This window comes from Kitasatospora sp. NPDC051702 (genome assembly GCF_040681575.1).
Classification (GTDB): domain Bacteria; phylum Actinomycetota; class Actinomycetes; order Streptomycetales; family Streptomycetaceae; genus Kitasatospora.
In genome coordinates this window covers 1-19,276 of sequence record NZ_JBFAZB010000018.1, presented here as the reverse complement: position 1 = coordinate 19,276, position 19,276 = coordinate 1, and the positions used below count along the sequence as shown (strand labels likewise).

Genomic DNA, 19,276 nt, shown 5'->3' with positions numbered 1-19,276 from the left:
GGCGGCCCGGGGGCTCAGCGCTTGACCGCCACGCCCGCGTACATCGCGATGTCCTGGTCGCGGACGGGCTCGGCGTCCGGGTCCGGGTGCCAGCGGTGGACCAGGGCGACCCCGGGTTCGAGCAGCTCGTAGCCGTCGAAGAAGGCCTCCGTCTCGGCCTTGTCGCGGATCTGCAGCGGAATGCCGCGCGCGTTGTACTCCCGGCCGACGCCGCCCACGCCGACCGGGTCGGTGTCGCCGGTGAAGACGGTCAGCACCAGCATGCTGCCGGGGGCCAGGGCGTCCATGAAGCGGCGCACGATGCCCTGCGGGTCGTCGGCGTCCAGCACGAAGTGCACGATGGCGACCAGCGAGAGCGCCACCGGCCGGGACAGGTCGAGGACCTCGCGCAGCCGCGGGTCGTCGAGGATCGACGCCGGGTCGCGGAAGTCGGCGTCCACGTAGCAGGTGCGGCCCTCCGCGGTGCTGGACATCAGGGCCCTCGCGTGGGTGAGCACGATCGGGTCGTTGTCGACGTACGCGACCCGCGCGTCCGGGGCGACGGCCTGGGCGATCTCGTGCACGTTGGGGGAGGTGGGGATGCCGGTGCCGATGTCGAGGAACTGGCGGATGCCGTGCTCCTCGGCGAGCCGGCGCACCGCCCGCTGCATGAAGTCGCGGGTGGTGCGCATGGAGACCGGCAGGGCCGGCCAGGCCTCCACCGAGGCGTGCGCGGCCACCCGGTCCGCCTCGAAGTTGGTCTTGCCGCCGATGAGGTAGTCGTAGACCCGGGCCGAGTGCGGGACGTCCATCCGCAGGTCCACCGACGGGTATTCCTGCTGCGCGCCGCGCTGCGCCCGGACCTCGTTCGACATGCTCGTCCTCCCGTTGACTGGTGCTCCGTCACCGGCCGCCGCGGTGGCGGACCATGGTGCGCATGGTAACGGTGCTCCGGTACGACGAGATGACGATCCCTCGGCCGTCGGCTCAGGGGACGCCCGACGGCCGGGGGCACGGGGCCGGCTCGTGACGCCCCCGGGCCGCCGGCCCACCGGCCCACCGGCCCACCGGCCTACCGGGGTTGGGGCTCCGCGCCGTCCGCGGCGGCGGAGGACTGCCGGGGCAGCGCCGTCGCGCGGGTGAACGCGCCGCCGGCCGAGGCGAGTTCGAGCGCCGCGCCGATCCAGGCGGCACCGAAGGCCCAGGTTGCGAGCCACTCGCACAGGTAGACCGGCCGGACGGACCAGTCGTCGCCGAAGCCCGTCACCGCCGCGACGACGGAGCACAGCAGCGCGACCGGGATCACCACCCCGGCCGCCAGGTAGCCCGCACCGACCCAGGACGCCTGGCTGGAGCGGGGGTTGCGGAAGGAGAAGAGGCAGAACATCGCCAACATGGCGAACAGCAGCCCCGCGAAGACGAGGTGCAGCACGCCGACCGTGGTCTGGAAGGCGGTCGGGTGGTCCGGGGTGGTGGGGCACAGCGCGACCCCGAGGGCGAACACGCCGGCCGCGGTGCTCCAGCGGTCGTCCCGCCGGTCGAAGCGGTAGCAGATCAGGAACACTCCGAGTGCGCACAGGCCGCCGACGAAGAGGTTGCGGGTGCTGGTGTAGTACGAGCCGCTCATCGACACCGGCCAGAAGCCGGCCGTGCTGCGCCCCGTCAGTTCGGCGAACAGCCAGTTGCCCGCGGGCAGGGCCGGTGGCAGCAGCACGCCGATCAGGCCGACGCCGAGGCGCAGCGAGCCGACCGTCCGTTCGTCCTGGGTGCCCCTGCCGTTCCGGGTGTCGAGCGAGTCCTGTCGAAGGGTTCTCTCCGCACGCCAGTCATGGGTCACGGCCGCCTCCTTGCTTCCGAGAGCCGCTGTCACCTGGTGTACCCGCTCAACTACCCCGCGCCACACCGCGGGGCCGGGCGGTTTCCGGCCGCCCGGCCCCGCGGTGTGGCGCTCCGTCAGGCCTTGAGCGGGTTGGCGGTGAGGTCCACCACGGCCTTGCGGGGGTCGGCGGTGCTGTAGGTGTTGAAGTGGGCGACGCAGGCCAGCACGAGGAGGCGGGAGATCCGCGGGTCGTGGATCCGGACGCCGTAGGTGGCCCGGACGCCCGCGTGGCGGGTGAGTTCGAAGCCCGCCGACTCCGCGGAGCGGTAGTGCATCCGGAAGGCCAGGGCGGTGTCGACCACGCCGCGGTCGAGCAGCGGCAGGCTGCGGCGGGCCCGGTTGGCGAGGCCGACCGGCTCGCCCTCCAGGGCGGCCAGGCCGTGCTGTTCGAAGGTCCACAGGTCGGGCCGCCAGGACCGGGAGCGGTGGTCGACCCGGCCGATCGGGGAACGGTCGGCGGCGGCCGCGGAGAAGTTGTCGACGTGGCCGAGCAGCTGGTCGAGCCGGGGCCCGCCGAACACCCGGTAGGCGGCGCTGTGGTCGTAGGCCGCGTCCTTGTGCATCCGGGCCACCGGCGCGCGGGAGCCGTCCGCGTGCACCAGGAAGGTGGTGTGGGCGCGGCCGTAGTCCACGGCGACGGTGAGCTCGGTGAGGGCGGCGAGGGCGCCGAGGTCGGCGTGGGAATCGGTCATCGGTGATCGTCTCCGTGCGTCACGGCCGTCCGGTCGGACCGGGCGATCAGGGAGTTGAGCAGGGCCGCGCCGCGTTCGGCGTCGTCGAGGCTGACCGCGAACTCGGCGCCGCGCCGGTTGCGGACGACCAGGCACGTCCCGCGCCGCAGCATCACGGTGGTGCCCAGGCCGTTGATCCGGTAGCCCCAGCCGCCGGCCTGGGCGGGGCCGCGCTGCTCGGCGCGGGCCGACTCGAGGTCGGCGGGGGACCAGCGCCGGGCGGGCCAGCCGAACGGGCCGAAGCCGAGGTGCAGCCCGCGGGCGGTCACCCGGGCCCGGACCGAGGAGCAGGCGAGGACGATCACCGAGGTGGAGGCGAAGGGGACGACCAGCGACCAGTTGAGCGCGATCAGCCCGCTGGCCGGCGCGAGCAGCCCGCCCATCGCGCAGACGCCCAGCACGGCGGCCGTCAGCTGCAGCCACGGGTTGACGACCCGGGAGAGCCAGACCACCTGCTCGCCCGGTGGGACGGCCATCACCGGGGCCCCGGGCGTCGGGCGCGGCCCGGCCGGGGTGGCGCCGCGCGGACGGGCGGCCAGCCAGGTGAGCAGGCCGGCGAGCGCGCTCGCCGCGACGACCGCCGCCACCGCGGTGCCGACCGGATCGGCGTCCTGCCAGCGGGCGTGGTCAAGGTTGGCGTGCACGATGGAGGCCTGGGCCCCCGTCAGCAGCACGCCGCCGGCGGCCAGCGCGGCCCCGGTGGCGCCGCGCGCCCGGCCGGTGGCCGCCCGGCGCCCGAAGCGGTGCAGGGCGGCGGTGGCCAGCACCAGCACCAGCCATGTCCCGGCCGGGAACAGTGCGGCCCCGGTCGCCGTCATCGAGCCGTCCGGGTCGTGGCCGCCCCAGTGGGTGGCGAGCGGGTCGGGCAGCCGGTGCCGGGCCGCCCACGGCAGGGCGACCAGCAGCACCAGCACGCCGGCCGACCAGGCCGCCGCTCCCCAGACCGCGCCCCGGTGCGGTGCCCCGCGCTCCTCGGGTATCGGTTCCCCGTCCGTCACGACATCCCCCTGATCATGTCCACGAGATCGTTGCCGCTGTAGCCCGCCCGGGCCGCGTCGGCGACCAGCCGGCGGACCCGCTCGACCAGTTCGGAGCGGGTGTCGGCGTCCGCCGCGACGGTGATGCCGCGGCCCCGCCGGAACTCCAGCACGCCCTCGTCCCGCAGCGTGCGCAGCCCGCGCAGGACGGTGTTGGTGTTCACCCCGAGCGCCCGGGACAGGTCCCGGGCGGGTGGCAGCCTGTCCCCGGGGGCGCACTCGCCCTCGGCGACGGCTCGACGGATGGCGCCCGCCACCTGCTCGTGCAGGGGGCGGGCGTCGCCGGTGTCGAGCTTCAGCAACATGGTGCCAATGACGATAGCACCATTCGATTGTCGTCGATCATCGCGGACGGGGTCGGGCCCCTCCGCCGGGCCCGTCCGCCGGGCGCCTCCGCCGGGCCCGTCCTGCGGGCCCCGCCGCGGAGCCTCAGACCGCAGGGTCCCGGACCGCGGCGCCGCGCCGGTCGCCCGGCACCGGCACCGGCTCCGCGGCGGAGCGCTTCGGCGCCCGGCCGCGTGCCCCGCGGGAGAGCAGCAGGTACAGCGCGGCGGCCAGCGCCCCCGAGAACAGGAAGCTGAGGTCGATCCCGCCGGTCAGCGACAGCAGCGGCCCCCGGTAGGCCGGGGTGTCCACGGCGGCCAGCCCCAGCACGCTGCCGGCCGCCCAGGCGGTCGTCGCCGGGACGTTCCAGCCCGCGCGGTACCAGTAGACGCCGCCCCGGGTGCGCTGGTTGAGCACCTGCAGCGAGTGCCGGTCGTAGTCCCCGCGGAACCGCCGGTGACCGATCAGGGTGATCACCGCCCACGGGGTGCCGATCGCCGTCAGCACCAGCACGAACGAGGTGACGGCGTCCTGGGCGTTCCAGACGAAGTGGCCGAGGAAGACCAGCACCGCCGCCAGGGCCGCCACCACGTAGGTGGCCTGCAGCCGGGTGGCGCGCGGCAGGATGGCGTCCAGGTCCAGGCCCATGCTGTAGAGCATCAGGCCGGTGTTGCCGGCACTGCCCAGCAGGCCGTTGAGCAGCAGCGGCAGCAGGAACCAGGCCGGTGCGCCGGCGATCAGGCCGTGCACGTAGTCGTTGCCGGCGCCGGTGGCCACCGCGGTGAAGGTGCCGAACACCTGGGGGATCAGCAGGCCCAGGAACAGCCCCAGGCAGGTCGACCGGAGCACCTTGCGCCCGGAGTGCCGGGCGGGGGAGACGTACCGGGTGTAGTCGCCGAGCAGGGTGATGAAGGCGATCGGGCCGCTCAGCCCGGCCGCGACCACCGCCAGCAGCCAGGTCGGCCAGAACCCGCCGAGCAGGTAGGCGCCGTGCGCGGAGCCGTCGAAGTGCGGGGCGAAGGCGAACAGCCCGGCCAGCAGCAGTGCGCCCATGGCCCACATCAGCACCCGCTCCAGCTTCAGCAGCAGCCGGTAGCCGAAGACGGCGGCGGTGGCGCTCAGCACGGCCAGCACGGTGTACGTCGCCACGTACGCCACGCCGTCCGCGGGCAGACCGAGCATCCGGTTGAGCGCGCCCACCACCACGTCGCCGCCCACCCAGAGCGACAGCGCCGTGTAGCCGAGGGACAGCAGCAGCCCGACCACCGAGCCGATCAGCCGGCCCCGCACGCCGAAGAACGCGCCGGAGCTGGTGGACAGGTTGGTCGCGGTGCGCAGCGAGACCAGGGCCAGCGGTGCGGTCAGGGCGATCCCGGCGACGGTGCCGACCAGCAGGGCGGCGATGCTGCTCCAGAAGGACAGCCCGAAGGAGACCGGCAGCCAGCCGAAGACGACGACGCCGAACGCGAGGTTGGAGCCGATGAGGATGCTGGCCACGTCGCGGGGGGTGCTGGTCCGCTCGGCGTGGGGGATGGTGTCCACCCCGTGCTGCTCGACGAGTCCGGAGTGCCCGGCCCGGGCGCCCTGATCGTGGGCGGTCTGCGGCACGGTGTTCGGCATGAGGGAGGCCTTCTGGTGCAGGGATCCGCCCGGAGTCGGTCCCTCCGGACGGCCTGGCAATCCTTCGCCGCGCGGGCCGGGCGGAACAAGGGCGATCCGGACGAACTGTCACGTCCGGAATCCGGAGCCCGCTTGTCGTTTTCCACAAGGCCGCAGGTCGGACGGTGTGGGGCGGGCCGCGCGCGGAGCGGCCCGGCCGCCGGTGGACGGCCGGCGTACGGAACGCGTTCGGAACGGGCCCCCGGGCGTCAGGAGTCCGTCAGGGCCGGCCGGCGGCGGGCCCGGGCGCGGTTGGCTGGAGGCCGGCACACCGGGCCCGGCAGGGCGGCACCGGGACGCGACGAGCGAGGACGGGACCATGGACGGCGACGGGCGGCACCAGGACGGCGGCACGGGCAGGGTGGTGGTCGGGGTGAGCGGCTCGCCGGGCAGCCTGGCCGCCCTGCACCTCGGCGTGGCCGAGGCCCGCCGCCGGGGCGCCGTGCTGGTGCCGGTGCTGGCCTGGGAGCCGCCGGGCGGCGAGTACGGCTACCGGCGCTCGCCGTGCCCGCCGCTGCTCTCGGCGGCGCGCGAGGCCGCCGGGCAGCGGCTGCGGGACGCCCTGGACGCCGCGTTCGGCGGGGCCGACCCGGGCGTGCCGCTGCACCCGACGGTGTTCCGCGGCGAGCCCGGGCCCGCCCTGGTCGCGGCTGCCGACCGGCCGGCCGACCTGCTGGTCCTCGGCCGCAGCGGGGGGTTGCTGCGGCGGGGCTTCCGGCGTCCGGTCGCCGCGTACTGCGCGGGCCGGGCCGGCTGCCCGGTGCTGGCCGCCCCGGTGCCCGGGCTGCTGCACGACCTGGAGGCCCTGCACCGGCGCACCCGGTGGCACCTGCCGGTCGGCCCGGTGCCCGGGCTCCTCGGCCCGAGGGGCTGAGCGCGCCGACGCCCGGCCCGGGCGGTCCGCCGCCGGTCACGGCGCCCGCCCGGCCGCGCCCGGCCGGGGCTCCCGCCCGGTCGGCGTACTCGCCCGGCCGTCGCGCGGCACCGGGGTTACGCTGAGACGGCCAGATCGGCCCTCGTGGCCCCCGCTGCGTACACAAGGGGGTGGGATCCGTGTCGGTCTCCCCGACCAGCCCCCCAACCGGCGTTCCCACCGGCTCCGGTGCGGGCGAGAAGGGGCTGAAGACCGGCGCCCTGGGCCTGTTGTCCTCGGTGTGCATCGGTCTCGCCTCGACCGCTCCCGCCTACAGCCTGGCCGCCACGCTGGGCATCATCGTGGTCGGTGTGGGGCTCCAGGCGCCGATCATCACCATCCTGGCGTTCGTCCCGATGCTGCTGATCGCGTACGCCTACAAGGAACTCAACGCGACCGACCCGGACTGCGGCACCACCTTCACCTGGGCCGCCCGCGCCTTCGGCCCGCGCACCGGGTGGATGGGCGGCTGGGGGATCGTCGTCGCCGACATCATCGTGATGGCCAACCTGGCCCAGATCGCCGGGGTGTACGGCTTCCGGCTGATCGGCCTCGACTCGTTCGCGGACAGCAAGGTGTGGACGACCGCGGCCGGGGTGCTGTGGATCGTGGTGATGACGGCGATCTGCTACATCGGCATCGAACTGTCGGCCGCCCTGCAGCGCTGGCTGCTGGCCGTCGAGGTGGTCATGCTGGTGGTCTTCTCGGTGACGGCGCTCGTCAAGTCGTACGGCTCGGGCGCGCCCGCGACGGCCATCCCGGTGGCCGCCTCCTGGTTCAACCCGTTCAACATCCCGTCGACCTCGGCGTTCACCGCGGGCATGCTGGCCGCGGTCTTCATCTACTGGGGCTGGGACACCGCCGTCTCCGTCAACGAGGAGACCGCGGACTCGAAGCGGACGCCGGGCCGGGCGGCGGTCATCTCCACCGTGCTGCTGCTGCTCATCTACGCCCTGGTGTCCACGGCCGCGCAGTCCTTCGCCGGGGTCGGGACGGACGGCATCGGGCTCGGCAACCCGGACCACTCGGGGGACGTGCTCTCCGGCCTGGGCGACGCCGTGTTCGGCACCACCGGCTTCGGAGCGGTGCTCAGCCGGCTGCTCATCCTGATGGTGCTGACCTCGGCCGCCGCCTCCACCCAGACCACGATCCTGCCCACCGCCCGCACCACCTTCTCGATGGCCAGTCACAAGGCCATCCCGACCGGCTTCGCCAAGGTGCACCCGCGGCACCTGACCCCGACCTGGTCGACGGTCGCGATGGGCCTGGTCTCGATCGCCTTCTACGTGCTGCTCACCGTGATCAGCGACAACGTGCTGGCCGACTCGATCGCCTCGGTCGGCCTCGGCATCGCCTTCTACTACGGGCTGACCGGCTTCGCCTGCGTCTGGTACTACCGCCGGGTGCTCACCCGCAGCGTCCGGGACTTCGTGTTCAAGGGCGTCCTGCCGTTCGCGGGCGGCCTGATGCTGCTGTACTTCTTCGCCTACGGCGCCTTCGACGTGTACGCCGACCCGGACTACGGCGCGACCTCGATCGACCTGCCGGTCATCGGGAGGGTCGGCGGGGTCACCGTGATCGGGCTGGGCGCGCTGCTGCTGGGCGCGGTGCTGATGCTGGTGCAGTGGGCCGTCCAGGGGTCCTGGTTCCGCCGCCCGGACGTCCCGGTCGGCGTCGCGGACCGGGAGACCGCGCCGCCGTCCTGACGGCGCGTCCGCCGGTACCGCCGGCCGTTCTGCCGACCGTCCCACCATGGTGCCGCCGTACCACCGCAGCCCGGATCCGGGAACCACGTGTAAAGCCATCGCAAAGTGGAAGTATGGTTCCGGCAAAGGATTGTGGTGGGAGGGGCGATGGAGACGACGCTGGAACCGGACTGGCGCACGCTCGGCGTCCTGGGCGCGGCCCGGGACGCGCGCGGCGCGCAGGGGACGCGGCTGGGGACGGAACACCTGCTGGCCGCCGTCGCCGCGGCGAAGGGCCCGGCCGGCGAGGCCCTGGCCGCCGCCGGAGCGGACACCCCGGTGCTGCTCGCGGCCCTGCGCGCGCGCCGGGGCGCGGCCGGCTGGGCCGAGGGCGACGACGCGGGGGCCAGCGTGCCCGCCCGGGAGGTCCTCGGCGCCACCGGCGAACGCGGGGACCTGCTCAGCGGCGCCGCCGCCCGCGCCCTGGCCGGCGCCATGGAACGGGCCAGACTGGACGGTGCCCGCAAGTTCACCGCGGAACACTTGCTGCGCGCCCTGCTCGCCGACGGCCGGGCCACCCGCGCCACCGAACTGCTGCACGCGGTCGGCGCCGCGCCGCGGGCGGTGCTGGAACGCCTGGACGCCGCCGAGCCGCGCGCCGTGCCGCCGGGCCCGGGCGCCGCGCCCGGCCCCGCCACCGGCCTCGACCCCCTGCTGCGCCCGACCCGGGACGCCCTCCTCGCCCGCGCGGCGCACCCCGTCCCGCGCTGGCGGCGGCTGCTGACGCCCGGTGCGCCGGGCGCGGCGGCTCCGGCCGGGCTCCTCCGGGCGGAGGCCGACGCACAGGCCGAGCGCCTCGGGCGCCGCGCACCGGGCACCGAGCACGTCCTGCTCGCGCTCCTGGCGGTCCATGAGGTCACCCGCCGGCAACCGGAACTGGCGGCCCCGCAGCCCGCCGACGACGGCGCGGCGGTGGCCGGGCTCGGCGTCGACTACGCCCGGGTGCACGCCGCCCTGACGGCCGGACAGGTGCCGCTCGCGGCCGACCCGAGGTCCGTCGAGGCGTACCTCTCCGAGGCCGGGCGCGGCCGGGGAACGAATGCGCTGGTACGGGCGTTGCTGGCCGAGGACACCCGGGCGCGGCGACTGGTCGAGGCGCTGGGGGGTGGCCGGTCCGTACAGGGAAAGGAATAGCACATGCACGTCACCCTCGCCGAGGAGCTGATGCTGCTCTCGCTGGACGACGAGTCCGGTGTGGCGAAGGACGGTTCGAGCGCCGGATGGGCGGTGGCGGGCGGCCTCCTGGCCGATCTCGCACTGGCCGGGAGGATCGCCGTGGAGGAGGGCCGGATCACCGTCACCGACCCCACCCCGACCGGCGAACCGCTGCTCGACGAGCGCCTGGAGCGGCTCGCCGAATGGGTCGGGCGCAAGGCCCCCGGCAAGGCGAAGGCGACGGACTGGCTGACCAAGGACCACCTGACGGCGGTCCGGGCCACCGTGCAGCGGCTGTGCGAGCGCGGCCTGGTCGTCGAGGAGCGCCACCGCGTCCTCGGCCTCTTCCCGGTCCGCCGCTACCCGGAGGCGGACGGCTCCGTCGAGCGCGAACTGCGGGCGCGACTGGCCGACGTGATCCGCCACCACGTGACGCCGGACGTGCGCACCGCGACCCTGATAGCCCTGCTGCACTCGGCCCGGCTGCACGGCCTGGCCTTCCCGGACCTGCCCCGCAAGCGGGTCGAGCCGCGCTTCGCGGAGATCGCCGCGGGCGACTGGGCGGGGGACTCCGTCGGCCAGGCGATCCGCAACATGCAGGCGGCCGTCGCGGCCATCGCCGTGGTGACCGCGGCCACGGCCGCCACCACCGTCGTCACCTGACGGGCGGTGCCGCCGGGCCCGCCCTCCGCACGGCGGGCCCGGCGGGCGGCTCGGCTCGGCGGACGGGCGCAGGGCCCTCTTGACGCTCCGGATTGGTCCAGTCCATGGTGAGCGGCGGCCAGTTCGCCCCCACCGCAAGGAGCGCCGCCCGTGACCTCCCGCCTCCCCGCCCTCGCCGTGCTGACCGCCCTCACCCTGGCCTGCGTGCCCCCGGCCACCGCCGCGGGGCCCGGGTGGGCCGTGGACACCGCCGCGCCGGGCGGCACCGTCGTCACGGTGAGCACCGCCAAGCAACTCCAGGCCGCGCTCGCGGCCGCGGTGCCGGGCCGGACCATCCGGCTCGCCGACGGCACCTACCGCGGCACCTTCCGGGCCGCCGCCCCGGGCACCGCGGCGGCCCGGATCACCCTCACCGGCTCGGCCGCGGCCGTCCTCACCACCCCGACCGGCGGCGGCTACGGCCTCCACCTGGACGGCGCGAGCTACTGGACCGTCCAGGGCCTGACCGTCACCGGCGCCCAGAAGGGCATCATGGTCGACGCCGCGACCCACGTCGTCCTCGACGGCGTGACGGTGCACCACACCACGATGGAGGGCGTGCACTTCCGCAACTCCAGCAGCGACGGCACGCTGCGCGACTCGCGGATCCACGACACCGGCCTCGACCGGGACGGCCTGGGCGAGGGCGTCTACGTCGGCACCGCCAACACGCTCTCCGACCACAGCGACCGGGTGCGGATCACCGGCAACACCTTCGGCCCGAACATCGGCGCCGAGAACGTCGACCTCAAGGAGGGCACCACCGGAGGCCTGGTCTCCGGCAACACCTTCGACGGCGACGGCCTCACCGGGCGCAACTACGACGACTCCTGGGTCGACGTGAAGGGCAACGGCTACGTCGTCGAGAACAACACCGGCGTGCGCACCACCGACGACGGCTACCAGACCCACAGCGTCCAGCCCGGCTGGGGCTGCGGCACGGTGTTCCGGGGGAACCGCTCCGACCTCACGGGCGCCACCGGCCCGGACCGCTACGCGATCGACGTCACCGACTACTCCGCCGCCTGCCCGGTGACCATCGGCCCCGGCAACACCGTCACCGGGGGCCGGGGCCTGGTGAACCCCGGCGTCCCGGTCGGCTGACCCGCGCAGGCGGCCGCCGCCTCAGAGCTCCCCGAGCGGGGCGCCCGGGTCGGCCAGGGCCTTCGGGTCCACCGTGCGCCCGGAGCGGACGAGTTCGCGGACCGGGTCGGTGACGTCCCAGACGTTGACGTTCATGCCGGCGAGGACGCGGCCGTCCTTGAGCCAGAAGGCGAGGAACTCCCGGGTGGCCGGGTCGCCGCGGAAGACCACCCGGTCGTAGCCGCCGGGCTCGACGTAGCCGACGTACTCCATGCCCAGGTCGTACTGGTCGGTGAAGAAGTACGGCACCCGGTCGTACACCGCGTCCGGCTGCCCGAGCATCGCGCGGGCGGCGGTCTGCGGCTGGTTGACGGCGTTCGCCCAGTGCTCGACGCGGATGTGCCGGTTGAACAGGGGGTGGAAGGCGTTGGCGACGTCGCCGGCCGCGTGGACGTCCGGAGCCGAGGTGCGCAGGTGCTGGTCGGTCTTGACGCCGTTGTCGACCTCCAGGCCGGCCGCCTCGGCCAGGCCGGTCGCCGGGCTGATGCCGATGCCGACGACCACCGCGTCGGCCGCCACCGTACTGCCGTCGCCGAGCCGGACGCCGTCCACCGTGCCGCCGCTGCCGGTCAGTTCGGTGACCTGCGCGCCGAACCGCAGGTCCACGCCGTGGTCGCGGTGCAGGTCGGCGAAGACCTGGGCGACCTCCCGGCCGAGCACCCGCAGCAGCGGCAGTTCGGCCGCCTCCAGCACCGTCACCTCGGCGCCCGCCGCCCGGCCCGCGGCCGCCACCTCCAGACCGATCCAGCCCGCGCCGATCACCACCAGCCGGGCGCCCGGCCGCAGCGCCGCCCTGATCCGGTCGCTGTCCTCGACCCGGCGCAGGTAGAGCACGCCGTCCTGGTCCGCGCCCGGGACCGGCAGCCGGCGCGGCACCGAGCCGGTGGTGAGCAGCAGCTTGTGGTAGCCGATCCGGCCGTCGTCGGCGAGCGTCACGGTGTGCGCGGCCGGGTCGATCGCCGCGACGGCCGTGCCCAGCCGCAGCGTGACGTCGTGCTCGGCGTACCACTGCGGCGGGTGGACGTGGATCTTCTCCCGGGGCGTCTTGCCGAGCAGGTAGCCCTTCGACAGCGGCGGCCGCTCGTACGGGCGCTCGTGCTCCTCGCCGATCAGGACGATGCCGCCGTCGTAGCCGGCCTCGCGCAGCGCCTCGGCGGCCTTCGCGCCGCCGAGGGACGCCCCGACGATCACGATCGGCAGCTCGCGCCCGCCGCCCCCGGCCGTCCCCGCGGTTCCCGTGCCCATGCTGAACTCCTCGCTCTCCGCCGGAAATCAGCCGCCAGCCTGCCGCCGTCCGGGTGGCCTGTCGAGGGCGCGGCGGGCGCGCCGCGCCGTGCTCCCCCGTTCGGGTGAACGGGGCCGGGCGGGGGGACGGGCCGCGGGAGCGCCCGGTCACGGCGTCATGGCGTCCCTGACCAGCGCGGTGTCGGTGAACTGCTCGAAGCGGACGATCCGGCCGCCGCGGACGGTGAAGCGGTGGGCGGTCCGCACCGCGAGCGGCCTTCCGGTGGCCCTGTGCACGGCCGTGTAGCGGCCCAGCACCACCACGTCCTCGCCGTCGACCACGTAGGCGTCGTCGTGCGCCGTCCAGTTCTCCCACTCGGCGGCCAGGCGCTCCATGACGTTGGCGGTGACGCCCTTCGGCGTCCGGTAGGTGCCGGCCAGCGGGAAGCCGGCCATCTCGGTCCACTCCACGTCGTCGGCGAGGGTGGCGCGCAGCGCGGCCAGGTCGCCGCGGGCCGAGGCCAGGTACTGCCGGCGGACCACGTCGGCCGGGGCGCCGGACTCGGCGAAGGAGGCGGTGTCCCGCGGGATCTCGATCATCGTCGATCAGCCCCAGGCCAGCTCGCCCTTGGCGACCTTCGTCCCGAGGTCGACCGCGATCCGCAGCCCCAGCCCGGGGAAGCGGCCCTCCAGCGCGCTCCGCGCGGCGGCCGCGTCGGGGGAGCGGCCGATCTCGGTCTCGAAGGCCCGCAGGTAGTCCCGGGTGTGCCGGATCGCGCTCTGGTCGGCGGGCGCGCCCGCGGTCCGGTGGCCGGCCGCCACGAACTGCGGCTGCAGCGCCTCCATGCCGTCCAACAGGTCGATCCAGGCGGCCCGTTGGGAGGACGTCGGGGTGTCGGCGGTCCACACGTGCAGGCCCTCGAAGAGCAGCACGCCGCCGAGCACCGCCTGGTGGTGGTGCTGCCAGAGGTAGTGCCGGTCGGGCAGGTGGAAGTCGGCGCCGCGCAGTTCGAACCGGTGCCCCTCGAAGACGAGTTCGTCCCCGTGCAGCACCTCGGGCCGGACCAGCCGGGTCGCCAGCTCGGGGCCGAGGTGGGCCCAGGCCCTCAGCTTGTCCTCGTAGGTCTCCTGGATGTGCTCGACGGTCGTGGCGGTGGCGAGGAAGGCGGCCTGCGGGAAGGCGTCCTGGACCTCCTGGGCGCCGAAGTAGAAGTCCGGGTCGCCGTGGCTGACGAAGACGGTGGTCAGCCGCCTGCCGGTGGCGCGGATCCGCTCGACCAGGCGCCGGCCGTCGGAGCGCGTGAACCCGGCGTCCACCAGCAGGGCGTCCCGCGGCCCGGTGACCAGCACGGAGGTCTTGTTGAGCGAGCTGTCGGGGCTGTCGATGATCTCGAAGTCGAGTGCGCTCATGCGGGGGGCATCCTTCCTCGGGCCGGGCACGCCTCGCGGCCAGCATCGGTGCTGGGCGCGCCGTCCGCATCCGGAGTCGGACGCCCCCACCTGCTCGCCGTGCACGCCCCCGGCCGGCCGGGCGGGAGTGGCGGCGGCCGGCCCGCTCACTCCGCGGGGGCGAGCCGCAGCACCCCCGCCACCCCCAGCAGGGTGGCCACCGCCAGCACCGGCCACAGCACCCCCGGACCGGCCGCCAGCAGCGCCGTCAGCACCGCCGGCGCCGCCGCCCGGCCCACCCCCGTGGACAGCTCCCAGCGCGCCAGCGCCCGCCCCAGCAGGTGCGGCGGGGCCGTCGCCGTCACCAGCGCGGTGCCCGAGCCGGTGTAGAGGATCTCGCCGAGCGTGAACAGCACCGAGACCGCCGCGATGCCCGCCGCCCCCGCCGTGCCGCCCAGCGAGCCGACCGCCCAGTAGCCCAGGTAGGACAGCGCCAGCGCCACCCCCGAGGCGGCCAGCACGGCCCTGCGCGAGCGGTCCGCCAGCCGCAGGACCAGCGCCAGCTGCAGGGTGATCACCAGCACCGTGTTGCCCACGAACACCCCCGAGGACCAGGCCGGCGAGGCCTGCAGGTGCAGCACCAGCAGCGCCGGCAGCGCCACCTCCAGCACGTCGAAGCAGAACGCGAACGGCAGGTTGGCCACGCTCAGCACGGTGATCCGCCGCAGCGACCCGGCGTCCGCCCGCGGCTCCGCCGCACCGGCCGCCACCGCCTGCGGCGCCCGCACCCGCAGCGACAGCACCAGGACGGCCGCACCCAGGCAGGCCGCGCCCGTCACCCCGGCCAGCGCCCGGATCGCCCCGGCCCCGCCCGTCACCACCAGCGTGGCCAGCAGCGCCCCCGTGCCCAGGCCCGCGTTGCGCAGCGACCGCCCCGCGGCCAGCGCGGCGTCCCGCAGCCGCCCCGCGGTCAGCGTGCTCACCACCGCCGCGTGCGTGGTCGGCCAGGACTGGCTGCCCACCCCGATCAGCACCGCCGCCGCCGTGAACCCCGGCAGGCCGTCCGCGACCAGCAGGGTCAGCGCACCGACCGCCCGCACCGCGAGCGTCGCCGCGGCCGGCAGGGTGCGGGCGCCGCGGTCGATCCACCGGCCGGTCAGCGGCACCACCAGCAGGCCCGCGACCATCCCGGCCGACATCGCCAGCCCCGCCGCGCCCGCGCCCAGCCGCAGCACCCCGATCCCGTACAGCAGCAGGAACGGGCGCAGCAGGCCGGTGCCCACCGCGTCCACCAGCAGGGCGGCCGCGTACCGGGGGCCGCCCGCGGCGGTCAGCAGGCCCAGCAGCGCGGACGGGCCCCGGCGGCCGGCACCCACCGGCGGGGCGGGCGGCTCCGCGGTGCGGACGGCGGCGTGGTCATGGACGGACTTCTCCTGGATCAGGCTCATGACCGGTACCGTCCGCCCCGCCGGGCCGTGCGGGCACGCGGATTGACGGTTCCCGTCAATCGACGCGGAGGCCGGTCCCGGCGGGTGGCAGGATCTCGACCGTGACAGAGCGAAGCGAACGGACCGGCGGAACGCGCACACCGGAGGCCGACCGCACCGGACGGAACGGCGGAGGGCCGGCGCGGGCCGGTGGCCGGGTCGATGCCAGGGTCGGTGGCCGGGTCGGGCGGGGCGGGGCCGGCGCATGAGCGTGACCATCGACATCACCGGCCTGCCCGAGGAGCGGCTGCTCTTCACCCCGTCGCCGCTGGGCGAGCTGAACGCCATGCTGCACGTCCTCGCCGAGCCCGCGCACCACCCCGAACTGCACGGCTGGGCCGCCTCCACCGCCGCGACCGTCCCGCCCGAGCTGTCCGAACGGCTGCTGGAGGCCGACTTCCTCTGGCGCTCCTCCCGCGCCGACTTCCTCGTCCCCGGCCTGCCCGGCGCCACCCTCGCCGCCGAACTCGACGCCGTCGACCGGATCGAGGACGAGCAGTACGTCGCCGCGGCGCTGATCACCACCTGCGGCTCCTCCCGGCTCACCCACCGGATGGCCTCCCCGCTCACCGACCCGGCCGCCAACGAGCGCGCCCGCGAGCTCGCCCTCGCCCGCGGCCCCCGGCAGGCCGCCTTCGCCGACCGGCTGCTCGCCGACCCGCCCGCCGTGCGGGCGCTCGTCCGGCGGATGCTGGAGGACTGCGAGGCCGCCTTCTTCGCCGACGCCTGGCGGCGCGTCCTGCCCGACCTCGCCGCCGACGCCCGCCGCAAGATCGACCTGCTCGCCCGCCGCGGCGCCGCCGAGGCCCTGGCCGACGTCTCACCCTCCGTCACCCTCGAACAGGGCGGGGACGGGCGGCGGCGGATCGTCATCGACAAGCTCCAGGACAACGCCACCAGCGGCACCGACAGCAGCGGGGTCACCTTCATCCCCACCGCCTTCGGGCGCCCCCACCTGCTCGTCGTGCACGCCCCCGGCTGGCGGCCCGTCCTGCAGTACCCCGTCGCCGAGGCCGGCGTCCCCGAGCCCGTCTCGCTCGCCCTCGTCCAGCAGCGGCTGGAGGCCCTCGCCCACCCCGTCCGGCTGCGCCTCGCCCGCACCATGGCCCGCGGCCCGCACACCACCGGCGAACTCGCCGCGGCCTGGCAGCTCAGCGCCCCCGAGGTCTCCCGCCACCTGGCCGTGCTGCGCAAGGCCGGCCTGCTCACCACCCAGCGGCGCGGGCGGTACATGCTCTACCAGCTCGACCTCTCCGGCAGCGCCCGGCTCGGCTCCGACTTCCTGGAGGCGGTGCTGCGGTGACCGGGCCCGCGGCGGCGAGCGGTGCGGGCGGTGGCACCCGGCCCGCCGGGGGCGGGTGGTGCGGGCGATGGCACCGGGCCCGCCGGGGGCGGGTGGTGCAGGCGGCGGCACTCGGCCCGCCGGGGGTGGGCCGCCGTGGGGGCGGCGGGAACAGCGGCGCGGCGCAACACGTTCGTCCGGGCATGACCGACGACGCCACGCCCGCCATCCTGCGCTACGCCGCCTTCACCACCCGCCCCGAGGGCGGCAACCCGGCGGGGGTGGTCCTCGACGCCGAGGGGCTGACCGACCACCGGATGCTCGCCGTCGCCGCCGGGCTCGGCTACTCCGAGACGGCCTTCCTGACCGCCGGCGCGGCCGGGGGCGCCTACCGCGTCCGGTACTTCAGCCCGCTCGCCGAGGTGCCGTTCTGCGGCCACGCCACGGTCGCCGCGGCCGTCGCCCTCGCCGAGCGCACCGGCCCCGGGCGGTTCGTGTTCGGCACGGCGGCGGGCGAGGTGCCCGTCGAGGTCGACCGGGGCGCGGACGGCGTGCTGCGCGCGACCCTGACCAGCGTCGAGCCCCGGGTGGAGGAGGTGTCCGAGGCCGACGTCGACGAGGCGCTCGCGCTGCTCGGCTGGGCCCGTACCGACCTCGACCCGCAGCTGCCGCCCCGCGTCGCCTACGCCGGCGCCCGCCACCTCGTCCTGGCCGCGGCCAGCCGGGACCGGCTGGCCCGCCTCGACTACGACTTCGACGGGCTCGCCGACCACATGCGCGCCCGCGACCTGACCACCCTCCAGCTCGTCTGGCGGGAGGCCGCCGAGGTGTTCCACGTCCGCGACCCCTTCCCGGTCGGCGGTGTCGTCGAGGACCCGGCGACCGGCGCCGCCGCGGCCGCCTTCGGTGCCTACCTGCGCGAGCAGGGTGCGGTGACGGCCCCGGCGGTGCTCACCCTCCACCAGGGCGAGGACCTGGGCCGCCCGGGCGTGCTGCGGGTCGAACTGCGGGCGGAGGACCGGCGGATCCGGGTGTCCGGCGCGGCGGTGCCCATCCCGTAGGGCCCGGGACGGGGCGCGGCGGCACCTGCCTGCTCATCGACGGGGACGCGGCCCGGCTGCGCTACTCCGTACCCGGCGGGCACTGACGCTCCGGCGGGAAATTCGCTCGCGAAGGGCACGTCAGGTGGGCGAGGCTGCCCGGATGCAGCGAGCCGCCGAACGCACCGTCACCGTCCACCTCACCCACGAGGGCGAGTACTTCGGGCCGCTCGGCCCGTTCGAGGCCGAGGGCGGGTGGTGGTCGTCCGTGGCCCCGGTGGTGGAGCGGGCGTCGGAACTGGCGGGGGTGCCGGTGCTGGTGACCCGGCTGGTCGAGGGGCGGAGCGCGAACGGCGGGCACGGCGGCCGGGTGGACTACCACGCCGAGGCGCTGGCACGGCCGGCCGGGCTCGCCGCCCGGCCCCCGGAGGAGCGCACCGCCGCCCTGCTGGGCCCCGCCGAGCGGCGGGCGGCCTGGGCGACCCCGGCCGGGCTGCGGGACGCCCTGGACTGGGCGCGGGACCGGCTCGCCCTGGCAGGGCGCCCGGCGACCGGGCCCGCCCGGCAGATCCGCACCTGGAACCTGTCAGCCCTGTTCCGGATCCCGACCACCCGCGGCGACGCCTGGCTGAAGACCACGACGCCCGCCTTCAACGCCCACGAGGGCGAGGTGATCGCGCTGCTCGGCGGCGTCGACCCGTCGCTCGTCCCGCCGGTGCTGGCCGCCGACGCGGCGGCGGGCCGGCTGCTGCTGGACCACGTGCCGGGCGAGGACTGCTGGGGCCCGTCCGCCGACACCGTCGCCGACGTGGTGCCCCGGCTGGTCGCCGCCCAGGCGGCGCTGGCCGCCGACGGCCGGGTCGCCTCGGCCGGGCTGCGCGACCGAACCCCGCACACCCTCCTCGACCAGGCCGGGGCGCTGCTGGAACGCCTCCCCGGCGTCACCGACCTGACGCCCGGGGAGCTGGCCGCCGTGCGCCGGCTCGTCGAGGAACTGCCCGGACGGCTGGACGAGTTGGCGCACTGCGGATTCCCCGAGACCTTGGTGCACGGGGACTTCCACCCCGGCAACTGGCGCTCGGACGGCGAGCACGCGGTCGTGGTCGACTTCGCCGACTCCTGCCTCGGCCACCCCGCCCTGGACGGCCTGCGCCCGCGCGCCTACCTGGTGCCGGAGCGTTGGGAGCAGTTCGCCGGGGTGTGGGGGCGGGCCTGGCGGGAGCACGTCCCGGGGGTGCGGCCGGAGCGGGCGCTGGAGCTGGTCGAGCCGCTCTACCACCTGTCCTACGCGGTGCGGTACCAGGAGTTCCTGGACCACATCGAGGCGAGCGAACGCCCGTACCACGGGGGGGATCCGGCCGCCGAGCTGCGCGCCGCGCTGGCCTGCGCCGCCCCGAGCCGGGGGTGACGGCGGTCGGGGGTGACGGGGGCCGGTGTGAAGGCGCCCGGGCGCTCCGGACGTGCCGGCGGTGTCGCCCTCCCCGCGGGGAGGGCCCGGCCACCCGGCCGTCGAGTCGCTTGGTCATGCTGCTCACTCCTCCGTGGAGATGAAGACGTTCTTGGTCTGGGTGTAGGCGTCCAGGGCGT

At 75.9% G+C, this 19,276-nt stretch carries 18 protein-coding genes; 8 read left to right on the top strand and 10 right to left on the bottom strand.

The annotated features are described in order from the left end of the window. Nucleotides 1–14: 14 nt before the first annotated feature. The 6 genes from AB0N04_RS17325 to AB0N04_RS17300 form a co-directional block, all read right to left on the bottom strand. Complete coding sequence (locus tag AB0N04_RS17325; RefSeq protein ID WP_360209740.1) at nt 15–854, bottom strand: SAM-dependent methyltransferase; 840 nt, start codon at nt 852–854, stop codon at nt 15–17. A gap of 197 nt (nt 855–1,051) precedes the next feature. After that, entirely contained in the window at nt 1,052–1,816 is a 765-nt protein-coding gene (locus AB0N04_RS17320; protein WP_360209742.1) for a hypothetical protein, read from the bottom strand. Between the two features lie 116 nt (nt 1,817–1,932). Continuing rightward, on the bottom strand, nt 1,933–2,550 hold the full coding sequence (locus tag AB0N04_RS17315; RefSeq protein ID WP_360209744.1) for a hypothetical protein: 618 nt from the start codon (nt 2,548–2,550) through the stop codon (nt 1,933–1,935). Further along, a complete protein-coding gene (locus tag AB0N04_RS17310; protein ID WP_360209746.1) occupies nt 2,547–3,587 on the bottom strand; it encodes a DUF1648 domain-containing protein in 1,041 nt (346 codons plus the stop codon). Before AB0N04_RS17310 ends, AB0N04_RS17315 begins: the two co-directional genes overlap by 4 nt. Beyond that, entirely contained in the window at nt 3,584–3,931 is a 348-nt protein-coding gene (locus AB0N04_RS17305; protein ID WP_360209748.1) for a GntR family transcriptional regulator, read from the bottom strand. The genes AB0N04_RS17310 and AB0N04_RS17305 overlap by 4 nt, the downstream gene beginning before the upstream one ends. Before the next feature lie 124 nt (nt 3,932–4,055). Continuing rightward, a complete protein-coding gene (locus tag AB0N04_RS17300; RefSeq protein WP_360209750.1) occupies nt 4,056–5,570 on the bottom strand; it encodes a cytosine permease in 1,515 nt (504 codons plus the stop codon). A gap of 358 nt (nt 5,571–5,928) precedes the next feature. Here AB0N04_RS17300 and AB0N04_RS17295 point away from each other — a divergent pair, with 358 nt between their 5' ends. From AB0N04_RS17295 to AB0N04_RS17275, 5 genes are all read left to right on the top strand, one after another. After that, a complete protein-coding gene (locus AB0N04_RS17295) occupies nt 5,929–6,483 on the top strand; it encodes a universal stress protein (protein WP_360209752.1) in 555 nt (184 codons plus the stop codon). A gap of 179 nt (nt 6,484–6,662) precedes the next feature. Further along, nucleotides 6,663–8,228 carry an APC family permease gene (locus tag AB0N04_RS17290; protein ID WP_360209754.1) on the top strand — a complete coding sequence of 522 codons (1,566 nt, stop codon included), beginning with the start codon at nt 6,663–6,665 and terminating at the stop codon, nt 8,226–8,228. Between the two features lie 147 nt (nt 8,229–8,375). Further along, the gene (locus tag AB0N04_RS17285) at nt 8,376–9,401 is read left to right on the top strand and encodes a Clp protease N-terminal domain-containing protein (protein ID WP_360209756.1); all 1,026 of its coding nucleotides are present in this window, start codon (nt 8,376–8,378) and stop codon (nt 9,399–9,401) included. Between the two features lie 3 nt (nt 9,402–9,404). After that, nucleotides 9,405–10,085, top strand: a complete 681-nt coding sequence (locus AB0N04_RS17280; RefSeq protein ID WP_360209758.1) for a GPP34 family phosphoprotein — start codon at nt 9,405–9,407, stop codon at nt 10,083–10,085. Nucleotides 10,086–10,289: 204 nt separating this feature from the next. Continuing rightward, nucleotides 10,290–11,228 carry a right-handed parallel beta-helix repeat-containing protein gene (locus AB0N04_RS17275; protein ID WP_360209786.1) on the top strand — a complete coding sequence of 313 codons (939 nt, stop codon included), beginning with the start codon at nt 10,290–10,292 and terminating at the stop codon, nt 11,226–11,228. A gap of 21 nt (nt 11,229–11,249) precedes the next feature. Here AB0N04_RS17275 and AB0N04_RS17270 read toward each other — a convergent pair whose 3' ends face one another. The 4 genes from AB0N04_RS17270 to AB0N04_RS17255 form a co-directional block, all read right to left on the bottom strand. Then, entirely contained in the window at nt 11,250–12,512 is a 1,263-nt protein-coding gene (locus tag AB0N04_RS17270; RefSeq protein WP_360209760.1) for an FAD-dependent oxidoreductase, read from the bottom strand. A 147-nt stretch (nt 12,513–12,659) separates the two neighbouring features. Continuing rightward, complete coding sequence (locus AB0N04_RS17265) at nt 12,660–13,091, bottom strand: nuclear transport factor 2 family protein (RefSeq protein ID WP_360209762.1); 432 nt, start codon at nt 13,089–13,091, stop codon at nt 12,660–12,662. A 6-nt stretch (nt 13,092–13,097) separates the two neighbouring features. Beyond that, nucleotides 13,098–13,901 carry an MBL fold metallo-hydrolase gene (locus AB0N04_RS17260; protein ID WP_360209764.1) on the bottom strand — a complete coding sequence of 268 codons (804 nt, stop codon included), beginning with the start codon at nt 13,899–13,901 and terminating at the stop codon, nt 13,098–13,100. 146 nt (nt 13,902–14,047) lie between these two features. Continuing rightward, nucleotides 14,048–15,328 (bottom strand): MFS transporter, encoded by a 1,281-nt coding sequence (locus AB0N04_RS17255; protein WP_360209766.1) that lies wholly within the window; start codon nt 15,326–15,328, stop codon nt 14,048–14,050. Between the two features lie 244 nt (nt 15,329–15,572). Here AB0N04_RS17255 and AB0N04_RS17250 point away from each other — a divergent pair, with 244 nt between their 5' ends. From AB0N04_RS17250 to AB0N04_RS17240, 3 genes are all read left to right on the top strand, one after another. After that, the gene (locus AB0N04_RS17250; protein ID WP_360209768.1) at nt 15,573–16,670 is read left to right on the top strand and encodes a DUF5937 family protein; all 1,098 of its coding nucleotides are present in this window, start codon (nt 15,573–15,575) and stop codon (nt 16,668–16,670) included. A gap of 182 nt (nt 16,671–16,852) precedes the next feature. Further along, nucleotides 16,853–17,710, top strand: a complete 858-nt coding sequence (locus AB0N04_RS17245) for a PhzF family phenazine biosynthesis isomerase (protein WP_360209770.1) — start codon at nt 16,853–16,855, stop codon at nt 17,708–17,710. Between the two features lie 142 nt (nt 17,711–17,852). Then, complete coding sequence (locus AB0N04_RS17240; protein ID WP_360209772.1) at nt 17,853–19,097, top strand: aminoglycoside phosphotransferase family protein; 1,245 nt, start codon at nt 17,853–17,855, stop codon at nt 19,095–19,097. Nucleotides 19,098–19,276 lie beyond the last annotated feature (179 nt).